The following is an 11,792-nucleotide window of genomic DNA, read 5'->3' on the forward strand; positions in this document are numbered from 1 at the left end:
CGGTAAGGTATGTTTAAGATTGATACGATGAATGGACATGAGCGCATGTCCACCCAGGATCTGCTCCTAAAGATTGAGGAGGCAGTAAGGTCCGGTGAAACAGAGTTTGAAATTGCGGCCTCCGGCCAGCATGATATAGGCGGTCCCTTATGGAACAGTGAAGGAAAAAAGCTGAACTTCCGCGTTACCAATGCGGGCCAGCGGGTGGGCTCCATGTGTCTGCCCAATACGGAAATCGTGGTGGAGGGCTCCACCTCGGCGGATGTGGGCTGGCTCAATGCCGGCGGTGTGATTACCGTCAAGGGAGATGCCGGTGATACAGCAGGCCATTGCTCTGCCGGGGGAAAGATTTTCATCGGTGGCCGGGCAGGTACCCGCAGCGGTTCCCTGATGAAGCACGACCCCCTTTACGAAGAGCCGGAGCTGTGGATTTTAAAAAATACCGGTTCCTTCTCCTTTGAGTTTATGGGGGGCGGCCGGGCCGTAGTTTGTGGCTATGACTCTGAGCAGTTTGACTCAGTTCTTGGTGAGCGGGCCTGTGTAGGCATGGTAGGTGGCGTGGTATACGTCCGCGGTCCGGTGTCGACATATCCAAAGGACATTAAGTGCCTGGATTTGGAGCAGGAGGATATTGATTTCCTCACTGCTGGCATGGATGAATTCCTGAAAAAAATAGAGCGTCAGGAGTTAAAGGGTGAACTTTCCCAGTGGAGTCAGTGGAAAAAGCTGCGTCCCCTTACCTTTGAGGAAAAGAGTGCCACCCCGTCCAAGAAAATGACTATGAGGGAATTCCGCACCCAGGAATGGGTGAAGGGAGGGATTTTCTCCGACGTGGCCATGGATGATTTTGCAGTTCATAATACCATTTCCCATGGTCTCTATCGCTTGAGAGTTCCCAGCTGGGATAACGCCAAATATGCGGCTCCCTGTGAGTTCAGCTGTCCTACTGGCATTCCTACCCAGCTTCGCTATAATCTTATTCGCCAGGGCCGGCTTCAGGAGGCCATTGAGCTGGAGCTCCAGTATACTCCGTTCCCGGGCTCGGTATGTGGCAGTGTTTGTCCAAATCCTTGCATGGAGGGCTGTACCCGTGGCACCATTGATGAGGCCATTCAGATTGGTCCCCTTGGGTACCTTTCGGCCTTTACCCCGGTGAAGAAGCCAGCTGTGTCCACTGGCAAAAAGGTGGGAATTGTGGGCGGCGGCGTAGCCGGTCTGTCCGCAGCCTGGCAGCTGGCCCGCAAGGGACATGAGGTCTTCGTCTTTGATGATGCAGAGAAAATGGGGGGTAAGCTGGAGCAGGTTATTCCCCGGGGCCGGTTATCCCATGATTTACTGGAAGCTGAGCTGAAGCGCATTGAAAGCCTGGGGGTAAAATTCGTACCTAATTGTCGGGTAGACAAGGAAAGCTTTAAGAAATTTCAGGATACATATGATGCCGTCATCGTGGCCAACGGCGGCCATGAATCCCGGTATTTCAACTGGGAGGGCAAGGAGCTGCTCACCATGGGCCTGGATTTCCTGAAAAAGGTAAATCGGGGCGAAAATCCAAAGGTGGGTAAACGGGTAGTAGTAATCGGCTGCGGTAATTCCGGTATGGATACCTGCCGGGCGGCCTTTGATATGGGGGCTGAATCGGTGGTGGCTGTGGATGTGCAGAAGCCGGCGGCCTTTGCTGATGAAATAGAGTATGTGGAGAGCCGGGGCGGCAAGCTGGTATGGCCCTTCTTTACGGAAAAAATCACCAAGGAGGGGGTATATGCCAACGATGGGCGGTTTATTCCGGCGGATGAGGTCATCGTATCCATTGGTGAATCACCAATTCTGGACTTTTTGCCGGAGGATGCTTCCATTAAAAAGTTCCGGGACAGCTGGCTGATTACCAAAGAGGACAAGTCCATTATGCCAGGTGTATTTGCCGCCGGGGATGTTATTAAGCCGGGCCGGTTAACCGATGCCATTGGTGATGGTATCAAGGCCGCTTATTATGCTGACCGTTATCTGATGGGGCAGGAGCTTGTTCCCTTCCCGGAGAAGGAAAAAATACCGGCCGAGCGGCTATCCAAGGCCTATTTTGAAAAATGTCATCATTGTCAGCTGGGGGATCCGGCGGATGATCATACGCGGTGTGTTAGCTGCGGTACCTGCCGTGACTGCAGGATGTGCCTGGAATCATGTCCGGAAAAGGCCATCAGCCGCATAGAAAATGAGGATGGTTCCTGGACCTATGTATCTGACCCCAATAAATGCATAGGCTGTGGTATTTGTGCCGGTGTATGTCCATGCGGTGTATGGAGCATAAATGATAATCCTGAGCCAATAAGGATGTATCGTACCTACAATAAGTGATTATTGTAGAGTAAGCAGCCTATTGGGGCTCCTGCCACCAGCGTTTGTATATTAAACTCCGTGCGAAACAGTGTTTCGCACTACGCCCTTACAACGAAATCTAAAGCTTATCTGCATCCTTTGGATTTGATTCGCTAAGATTTCCTAGTAAAATGACCTGCAGAAAAGCTCTGCAGGTCATTTTTTAGCCTGTATTAACGTATGCAATTCAATTAATTTCATGTGTAGTTAAAACTCCACCTGAATAAGTTATCATTTTATCAGTCGTCACATACAATAACTTCAATATTGTACTTGGCGAAGAAGGCCTTATACCGTAGGGGCAGCTCCTTGTCCACCACGATACAGTCTATTTCATCCAGATTACAGAAGGAAATAAGGGAGGCTGCATCGATTTTGGTGCTGTCCACCATAAGAATTTTCTTGCCCGGTTTATCCACCAGGTAGCGTTTAATATCACACTCCAGGGGGGAAGCCGTAGTAAGGCCCTTTTCAATGGAAATACCTGTACTGGATATGAAAATCTTTGATATATTGTACTGCTTCAGGCAGTTGAGTACACTAGGTCCCACAAAGGCCTTGGTAGGGGCATATATGGTGCCGCCGGTGGCGATCAGGTTGAATTTGGCTGAGGCGGCAGCAATATTAATAACATGGATGCTGGCGGTAACAATGGTGATGTTGTGCTTATCCTCCAGATAAGGCATCATGTGCATGGTAGTGGTACCGGAATCAATATATATTACATCATCATCCTGAACCAGGCTGGCCGCCATACGGGCAATTTTCTGCTTGTGAAGCTTGTCAGCACTGTTTTCCTGGGCAGCCGGTGCCTTTTCCTGTGGGTCTACATGTTCCTGAAGCACTATGCCGCCATATACCTTATTAATGGTACCTCGTTTTTCCAGCTCGGCAATATCCCGGCGGATGGTATTCTTGGATACATCAAAGGTGGCACATAAATCATTTATGGAGATGCTTTTTTTCTCTTCCAGTAATTCCTGAATTTTGCGGAGACGATTGATTTTCATTCATTCACCTGTATTCTTATGAATTTTACATCATCATATACCCATTGATATCAAAAAAAGTGATAATATTATGAGTATGTGTGCTATAATTATACTGTAATGTACAATTTTCTACAAGATAAATTATTTAAAAAAGCCAAAAGTATATCATTTTTGTAATGTAGGCAAAATTTTACAATGAAGAGGAACAAGGCCTTATCCCATGTTAATAGGTAAAATTCAGCTAAATCAAGCTGGAATTCAAAAGCTGCGCCGGGATAGGTTTACAATTTACAGGGAACTGATTAGGAAATTGCTTTCTGTCGTTAATTGTTTTGGAGGTTATTGAATGAGTGAGACAAAACGCAGTGTTTGGCTGGTTATTTTTTTGGGTATTATGTCAGCAATGGCTCCCCTGGCCACAGATATGTATTTGCCGGCCCTGCCGGTGATGCAGGAGGACTACGGTATCAGTACCTCTGCGGTACAGATGACCTTGACCATGACGATGATTGGTATGGCCATAGGTCAAATCTTTGCCGGTCCCATCAGTGATATGAAGGGACGTAAGCTCCCCCTTTTATTGGGTATGCTGGTGTTTATGTCCATGTCCGCTATTTGTGCTTTGGCAACCAATATATGGATTTTTCTGGCAGCCAGGTTTATTCAGGGCTTTGCCGGTGCCTGTGGCATCGTAATATCCAGAGCCATTGCCAGAGACATGTGTAAGGGGGCCGAGCTGACAAAATTCTTTTCTATACTAATGATGGTAAATGGTCTGGCACCTATATTGGCACCGGTTTTAGGCGGTCAGATTTTGGTGATGGGCAGCTGGCGCCATGTATTTTGGGTTCTGGCCATTATTGGCCTGGTAATGGCAGGGGCAACAGTTATATTTAAGGAAAGTCTGCCTGTGGAGCTGCGGCTGAAAAACATTAACAGAACCCTTCTGACCTTTCCCATTCTCATGCGAAATAAATATTTCATGGGTCACTGTCTGGTGCAGATGTTTGAATTTGCGGCGTTTTTTGCCTATATTGGCTGCTCCTCCTTCGTTTTTCAGGGAATTTATCATATTTCGCCCCAGGTATACAGTTATGTATTTGGTGGTATTGGGGCTTCCTTAATGATTGCCGGGGGACTGCCGGCCAAGCTGTCAGGTCGGGTCAGCGATGAGAAAATGCTCCGCTGTTCCCTTTATCTTCAGGCGATTGTGGCGGTGCTTCTTGTGGGAATTTTTTATGTTGAGGCACCATTTCCGGTGGTAGTACCCTTACTGGTATTGGGTCTGGCTCCCCTTTCTGTGGTAGGGGCGGCCAGCTTTTCCCTGGCCCTGTCCTCCCAGGGAAGAAACGCAGGAAGTGCATCAGCTCTTTTGGGCTGCTCATCCATGATATTAGGCGGTCTGCTGATGCCGATAGTGGGGATTTTCGGTACAGACAGCGGCGTTCCCATGGCGGTAATGATGCTTGTGGGCTTTACCATGGCTATAGCAGCCTGTCACAGGTATATTCTTTCCGGCAAACAGAAATAGGAGGCAGAGGCTATGTACGGTGATATTATAGATTTATTGGAATTTACAAGGAAAGCAACCTCCCCATGGCACACGGTTCAGACCGGGGCCGAGGAATTGGAGGCACATGGCTTTACAGAGCTGGATTGGGCCGGTGCCTGGGATATATCAGCCCGGGGAAGGTACTTTACCAGGGTATATGGTTCCTCATTGTTCGCCTTTACCATTGGTGAGGGGAATTTGACAGACAAAAACAGCTTAAGGTTGGCCGCGGCCCATACGGATTTTCCCGGCTTTCGCATCAAACCGGAGGCCGGAGTGTTCAAGGATGGCTATGGCCTGCTGAATACTGAGGGCTATGGCGGTGCCATATTGTATTCATGGCTGGACCGTCCATTATCCATTGCCGGCAAGGTAGTGGCGGCAGGGAGGGAGGCCATGACGCCCAAAACAATGCTGGTGGATTTTGGACGGCCGTTGCTTACCATTCCCTCCCTGGCCATTCACATGAACAGAAAAATAAATGAGGGGCTGGCCCTGAACAAGCAGAAGGACATGCTGCCCTTGGCGGCAGTATTTGGCAAGGGGACAGGCAAAGATAATGCACAGGCCCTGGTGGAGAATTTGTTGGCCGCCGAAGCAGGTATTTCCCAATCTGATATTCTGTCATATGAGCTAAATATCTATTCCTGTGAAGCAGGCTGTCAGCTGGGGGTAGCCGGAGAAATGGTGTCGGCTCCCCGGCTTGATAATATAACCTCCGTGGTGGCCTGTATAAAGGGGATAACCTCAGGAATGGGCAGCGGCCTTAATATTATCGCCCTGTTTGATAATGAAGAAATTGGCAGCCGTACCAAGCAGGGGGCGGCCTCAGCCAATCTTATGCAGCTGATTGAGCGGCTGTATACCTGTCTGGGTTATTCCAGGGAAGAAATGTGGCAGGGAATAAATGGCGGCTTTATGCTGTCGGTGGATGTGGCCCATGGACTTCATCCCAATTATGTGGATAAAACGGATCCCACCAATCGTCCCTTGCTTAATGGCGGCTTGGTGATCAAGCAGGCCGCATCCCAGAGCTACGCCGGTGATGCGGAGGCTGTGGCGATAATAAAGGGGCTGTGCCGAAGGGAAAATATACCGTATCAGCACTATGTTAATCGTTCTGATATGCCGGGAGGGGCAACCCTGGGCTCCATAGCCTCAGCCCTGGTTCCCCTGCGGACTGTGGATATTGGTGTACCGATTTTGGCTATGCATTCGGCCAGGGAAACTATGGGAGCAGCTGATCAGCGGGCTTTGTGCAATATTATAAGCACATTATTCAAGGCTTAGGTATGCAAGCGTATTTTCCACAGAAGGTCTTTACTTATGTTAATTGGTGCTGAGCTTCCATATTTTTAGGCGGCAGCCAGCTATTTATACACAGTTATCCACAGATACTGTGTTAATAACTGTGTATAAATGTGGATAAGTGAGGAATAAATGAGTGGAAATAGGGGAAAATAAGCATTTTGGTTGTTAATAAGTGGTATTTATTGCTAATATGCTCAAAAAATACCACTTTTTTATTTTTAAAAATTATCAGGTAGTATGGAATAATTGGCAAATTTAATATGTATACAAAAAGTAATCAGTGATATTTAAGTAGGCTTTTAATAAAGGCATAAAGCCTGTCTGCATGTAATATAATCATTATAAGTATGAGAAGATTATGGAGTATTATATAGGGATATATGATGTATGTTTGGGAGAGTATTCCAAAAAAACTTTAAAAAAATCAAAAAAAATCCAAAAAGTCTCTTGACATACTCATAAGATAATCATATAATAGACACATCAAAGGGCAAGCCAAGGATAACATCTGACCCCCAGATGAAATCCTGTTTCTCCTGCTTGAACTTTGATTTAATCCTTATAAGCGACATTCCCCTGTGTCGCATATAAACCCCTCTCTTTTATTTACCCACTTTCATTATAGAATGAATGGAAGAAAAAGGCTGTAAAAACGAACGCCTATCGTTTTTACAGCTTTTTTCGTGTTTAAAAAAATATCTGAATGAGAATTCAGTTTTTATGCAGTTTCTATTGTATATAATATATGCTTTTGATAAAATAAACAGCGTAAGTGTTGTATATGTCAACTTCTTTTGCTGCAATTTTTCTGGAGGTTTTTAATGAATTATTATAATGCGGCCATAGACTTTGGAATCATCAGACGATGCGTCCAGTCATTGATAGTGGAAGCCTGTATGGAATTAGGTCTGACCTATGCGGAGTATATCCTGTTGTATGTATTATACGACCGGGAGGGATGCAGTCAGGAGGATATGGCCAGCTATATTCGCGTGGATAAGGCAGCCATCACCCGGGCTATTCAAAGCATGGAGCTTCGGGGCTTTTTATACAGGAAGCAAGATAGTACAGATCGCCGGTTAAAACGTTTGTACCTTACATCGGCGGGAAAAGAAATTGAGAGTAAAGTAAAGGGGATTTTAGAAAGTGTAACTAATTACATATTTTCAGATGGGTTCACTGAGCTTGAACAGGAAATATTTGTTAAATGTTTGCAAAAAATATCCATAAGGATAAGCAATGCAGATTTTTCTACCATATTTGGCAATATGAGGAGGTAAATAAAAATGAGAAGAATCGCACCGATTTCATTAGTGATTATCATGTGCGCATTTCTGTTGTGGGGGTGTGGCAAGGATGAAATACCTGAGATGAAGCCTCAGGTGGTAAAAACACAACAGGTTGGGGCATCCAGCCAGGTCCTTGAAGGCACCTACACAGGGGTCGTTCGTGGGCGCTATGAAACCAATCTGTCCTTTCAGGTTGGGGGCAAGGTGCTTGAACGAAATGTACAGCTGGGGGATATGGTAAGTGCTGGTCAGGTATTGATGACCATTGACGCCCGGGATGTGGCTGAACGCTCCAACCAGAGTGACGCCCAGGTGGCATCGGCCAAGGCCCAGCTGGATTTGGCCCAGGCCAATTTGACCCGTTATCAGCAGCTCTTTGCCCAGGAGGCTATTTCTGCTATGGTGCTTGACCAGTATCAGACTGCCTATGATTCGGCACTGGCTCAATACAATCAGGCCGTTGCCGGAGCAGCTCAAGGCCATAATGCCTTGGATTATACCCTGTTGACGGCACCAATGTCCGGAGTAATTTCGGCTATAAATGTGGAGGCCGGGCAAGTGGTCAGTGCCGGCCAGCCGGTAGCTTCCATGGTTCAGTCCAATGAATTGGAGGTGGAGATCAATCTCCCGGAAAATCATTTGCAGGATGTGCCATTGGGAAAAACCGTTCAGATTTCCTTCTGGGCCCTTAAGAACGCCAAGGTGGAGGGCATAATAAGAGAGGTATCACCAATGGCCGATGGTGTATCCCGTACCTATAAGGTTCGGGTGAGTATAGTAAATCCACCAAAGGGTATGTATCTGGGTATGACCGCCAATGTAAAGTGTACCGAGGCTGACAAAGGGGATTTGGGAGAGCTGTTGCCAATATCCGCTGTATATCAGACAGGAAAGGATGCCCAGGTATGGGTAGTAGATAAAGGGGATAATACAGTTCATCTGAAAAAAATTACTTTTGAAAATACCGGTAATAATTCCGTAAGGGTAAAGGGCTTGTCCTTAGGTGATATAGTGGTAACTGCCGGAGTGCATAAGCTCCATGAGGGCCAGAAGGTCAGATTGACGGAGGACGAGTAGTATGGTTAATCTAACAGAGGTGTCCCTGAAAAATCGGGCACTGGTTTGGTACTTCATAATAATATTTGTAATAGGTGGTATATTTTCCTATATAAAATTGGGTCGTATGGAGGATCCAAGCTTCACCATCCGTGAAATGATTGTTACCGCAGCTTGGCCAGGGGCCAGTGCCGAGGAAATGGAGCTGCAGGTAACTGATAAGCTGGAGTCGAAGATAGCCGATTTGCCGGGTATAGATTGTGTAAAAAGCACTACCCGCAGCGGTTCTACCGTACTGCATGTGGTATTGCAGGATGAATACAAGGGTGATATACGGGCGGCCTGGCGGGATGTGCGAAATTTCTGCAAGGATATAGAAAAGGAATTGCCGGAGGGGGTATATGGTCCTTACTATAATGATCGGTTTGACGATGTTTATGGCTCTATATATGCTATTACCGGTGATGGATATTCCTACGAGGAAATGCGTAAGGAGGCCGAAAAAATTCGGCGCATGATTTTATCTGAGGCCAATGACAGCGTACAAAAGGTAACCCTGGTGGGAGTCCAGTCAGAGAAGGTGTTTGTTGAGATAGAAAATGCCAAGCTGGCCCAGCTGGGAGTAAGTCCCATGGCCCTGGCCGATGCACTGAGGGGACAAAATCAGATGACTCCTTCAGGAATGATTGAGACCAGCACTGATAATGTATACCTCAGATATTCTGGAACCTTTGAAAATATTGATGATATAAAAAATGCCACCATGAGTGCCGGAGGCGGCAAGGTAATTCGTTTGGGGGATATTGCCAAAATAGAACGGCGGTATGCTGAGCCGGCAGAACCAATGATGTATTTTAACGGGCAGCCAGCCATTGGCATAGCCGTATCCATGGAGCCCGGTGGCAATATCCTTACCTTGGGCAGTGAGCTGAATAAGCTGGTGGAAAAGGTCGGTGCCGATATGCCGGTAGGTTTGGAAATTCATCCTGTATCTGACCAGCCTGCGGTAGTAGAGGAGTCTATTTCCGAATTTATCAGTACTCTGCGGGAGGCTATCATCATCGTTTTGGCAGTAAGCTTCCTTAGCCTGGGCGTTAGAACAGGTATGGTAGTTGCCGGCTGTATTCCATTGGTATTGTTCGCTGTGTTCTGCGGAATGTACGCCCTTGGTATCGATTTACAGAAGGTTTCTCTGGGTGCACTGATTATCGCCCTGGGATTATTGGTGGATGATGCCATTATAGCCGTGGAAATGATGAGCGTAAAGCTGGAGGCAGGGCTTAACCGCTTTGATGCCGCCTGCTATGCCTTCAGAGCTACGGCAAAGCCCATGCTGACAGGTACCCTTATTACCTGTGCCGGCTTTATTCCGGTGGCCTTTGCTAAAGGTGCGGCCTCCGAGTTCTGTAGTGCCCTGTTTCCAGTTATCAGCATGGCCCTGTTAGTGTCCTGGGTAGTTTCTGTTATGGTGGCTCCATTATATGGCTATCATCTCATTAAGGTAGAGGTAAAACGGGATGGCGAGGGGGAGGCCGTCCAGTATCAGAATAAATTTTATGATATATTCAGAAGGGTTTTAGGCTGGTTTTTATGTCATAAAAAGCTGGTTCTGCTGGGGACGGTGGCCCTGTTCGTCCTGTCCTTATATACTATGAAATTCGTTCGTCAGGAGTTTTTCCCGCCATCCACCAGACCGGAAATTATTGTTACCATGCGGCTGAATGACGGTTCATCAATTCAGGCTTCTGATAATGTAGCTAAGCGTTTTGCAGAATTTTTGAATGAGCATTCTGATGAAATCGACAATTACAGCTATTATGTGGGTGAAGGAGCTCCAAGGTTTGTGTTGACCTTTAGCCCGGAAACTCCTAATGATCCTTTTTCCCAGTTTATAGTTGTAGCCAAGGACCAGGAAAAGCGGGAGCTGCTGAGTCAGAATATTCGTGAGGAGCTCAGTGACCGGTTCCCAGAGGTGCGGTTTGATATAAAATATATCCAGACCGGTCCACCAGCCGATTATCCAATAATGATTAAGGTATTTGGTTATGATAAGGATACGGTGCGGGATATTGGTGAGCAGGTAGCTCAGCGGGTATTGGCCGATGAAAATAATATTGATGTAAATTTGAATTGGCATGAAAAGAGCAAGGTTATTCATCTGGAATATGATCAGCATAAGCTGCGTTCCCTGGGGTTGTCTGCCCAGGATATATCCAAGATGATTTATACTGAGGTTACGGGAGCAACGGCTGCGCAGTTCTACTCCGGTGACCGGACCATTGATATTGTAGCCAAGCTGCAGGATATTGACCGGACGGATTTATCCAGGGTAAAGGAGATGCCGATTTATACTGGTTCCGGTTATGTGCCGTTGGCTCAGCTGGCGGATATATCCTTAACCACGGAGAATGGCACAATCTGCCGTGAGGATTTAGTACCTTGTGTAACAGTTCAGGCCAACATTTTGTCCGGTACCAGCAACGATGCAGCCAATAAGGCCATGGAAAATATCAAGGAGATTTCCGATAATTTGCCGCCGGGCTACAGAATTGAGCCGGCAGGCTCCCTTAAGGACAGTGCCAAAAATATGGGACATCTGCTGAAGCCGGTTCCGATTATGGTACTGGCTATTATGACCCTGTTGATGTTCCAGCTAAAGAATGTCAAGCTGATGATACTGACTGTACTGACGGCCCCACTGGGCATGATTGGCGTAAGCTTTGGTATGCTGATATTTGACCAGGCCATGGGCTTTGTGGCCATATTGGGTGTATTGGCCCTCAGCGGTATGATAATTCGTAATTCGGTTATTCTCATTGACCAGATACAAAAGCATTTGGAGGATGGGGAGACCCCTTGGAATGCAGTGGTGGATTCGGCGGTAATGCGCTTCAGACCGATAATGCTTACAGCGGCAGCGGCTATTTTGGGCATGATTCCGCTTATGTTCAGCACCTTCTGGGGACCGATGGCAGTAGCCATCGCCAGCGGCCTGTTTGTGGCAACTGTGTTGACATTGTTGGTTCTGCCAACCATGTATGCGGCCATGTACCATGTAGAAAAGGATTAAATTAACTGAATAAAAGCTGCAGATAGCACAGAGGGAGACTGGCGAACAGTTTCCCTCTGTTGTTTTGTGCCCTTCTAAAAAAAGGTATAAATAGTGTCTGCCAAATAATTAATAAACACCACTAAATATCTATAAATACTAGCAATAATTAG

7 protein-coding genes are annotated in these 11,792 nt (G+C 46.8%); 6 read left to right on the forward strand and 1 reads right to left on the reverse strand.

Annotation, left to right across the window (positions count from 1 at the left end; translation table 11 throughout):
• Positions 1-9: 9 nt before the first annotated feature.
• Positions 10-2,349, forward strand: coding sequence for an FAD-dependent oxidoreductase (locus Q0Y54_RS00550; RefSeq protein WP_297963188.1), 2,340 nt, complete (start codon positions 10-12; stop codon positions 2,347-2,349).
• 260 nt (positions 2,350-2,609) lie between these two features.
• Here the strand turns inward: Q0Y54_RS00550 and Q0Y54_RS00555 are convergent, their stop codons facing one another.
• On the reverse strand, positions 2,610-3,380 hold the full coding sequence (locus tag Q0Y54_RS00555; RefSeq protein WP_297963198.1) for a DeoR/GlpR family DNA-binding transcription regulator: 771 nt from the start codon (positions 3,378-3,380) through the stop codon (positions 2,610-2,612).
• 328 nt (positions 3,381-3,708) lie between these two features.
• Between Q0Y54_RS00555 and Q0Y54_RS00560 the strand changes: the two genes are divergently transcribed.
• The 5 genes from Q0Y54_RS00560 to Q0Y54_RS00580 all read left to right on the forward strand — a co-directional run bounded on the left by Q0Y54_RS00560 (position 3,709) and on the right by Q0Y54_RS00580 (position 11,640).
• On the forward strand, positions 3,709-4,893 hold the full coding sequence (locus Q0Y54_RS00560; protein WP_297963200.1) for a multidrug effflux MFS transporter: 1,185 nt from the start codon (positions 3,709-3,711) through the stop codon (positions 4,891-4,893).
• A 12-nt stretch (positions 4,894-4,905) separates the two neighbouring features.
• Entirely contained in the window at positions 4,906-6,204 is a 1,299-nt protein-coding gene (locus tag Q0Y54_RS00565) for a M18 family aminopeptidase (RefSeq protein WP_297963202.1), read from the forward strand.
• An 842-nt stretch (positions 6,205-7,046) separates the two neighbouring features.
• Positions 7,047-7,505 (forward strand): MarR family winged helix-turn-helix transcriptional regulator, encoded by a 459-nt coding sequence (locus tag Q0Y54_RS00570; protein WP_297963204.1) that lies wholly within the window; start codon positions 7,047-7,049, stop codon positions 7,503-7,505.
• 6 nt (positions 7,506-7,511) lie between these two features.
• Positions 7,512-8,591, forward strand: a complete 1,080-nt coding sequence (locus Q0Y54_RS00575; protein ID WP_297963206.1) for an efflux RND transporter periplasmic adaptor subunit — start codon at positions 7,512-7,514, stop codon at positions 8,589-8,591.
• 1 nt (position 8,592) lies between these two features.
• Positions 8,593-11,640 carry an efflux RND transporter permease subunit gene (locus Q0Y54_RS00580; protein ID WP_297963208.1) on the forward strand — a complete coding sequence of 1,016 codons (3,048 nt, stop codon included), beginning with the start codon at positions 8,593-8,595 and terminating at the stop codon, positions 11,638-11,640.
• The last annotated feature ends 152 nt before the right edge of the window (positions 11,641-11,792 follow it).

The organism is uncultured Anaerovibrio sp., from assembly GCF_947302755.1.
In the GTDB taxonomy this organism is placed as follows: domain Bacteria; phylum Bacillota; class Negativicutes; order Selenomonadales; family Selenomonadaceae; genus Anaerovibrio.

Excerpts from the sequence above, each read along its gene's own strand:
- Q0Y54_RS00550 (WP_297963188.1), top strand. The coding sequence starts at position 10 with ATGTTTAAGATTGATACGATGAATGGACATGAGCGCATGTCCACCCAG.
- Q0Y54_RS00555 (WP_297963198.1), bottom strand. The coding sequence starts at position 3,380 with ATGAAAATCAATCGTCTCCGCAAAATTCAGGAATTACTGGAAGAGAAA.
- Q0Y54_RS00560 (WP_297963200.1), top strand. The coding sequence starts at position 3,709 with ATGAGTGAGACAAAACGCAGTGTTTGGCTGGTTATTTTTTTGGGTATT.
- Q0Y54_RS00565 (WP_297963202.1), top strand. The coding sequence starts at position 4,906 with ATGTACGGTGATATTATAGATTTATTGGAATTTACAAGGAAAGCAACC.
- Q0Y54_RS00570 (WP_297963204.1), top strand. The coding sequence starts at position 7,047 with ATGAATTATTATAATGCGGCCATAGACTTTGGAATCATCAGACGATGC.
- Q0Y54_RS00575 (WP_297963206.1), top strand. The coding sequence starts at position 7,512 with ATGAGAAGAATCGCACCGATTTCATTAGTGATTATCATGTGCGCATTT.
- Q0Y54_RS00580 (WP_297963208.1), top strand. The coding sequence starts at position 8,593 with ATGGTTAATCTAACAGAGGTGTCCCTGAAAAATCGGGCACTGGTTTGG.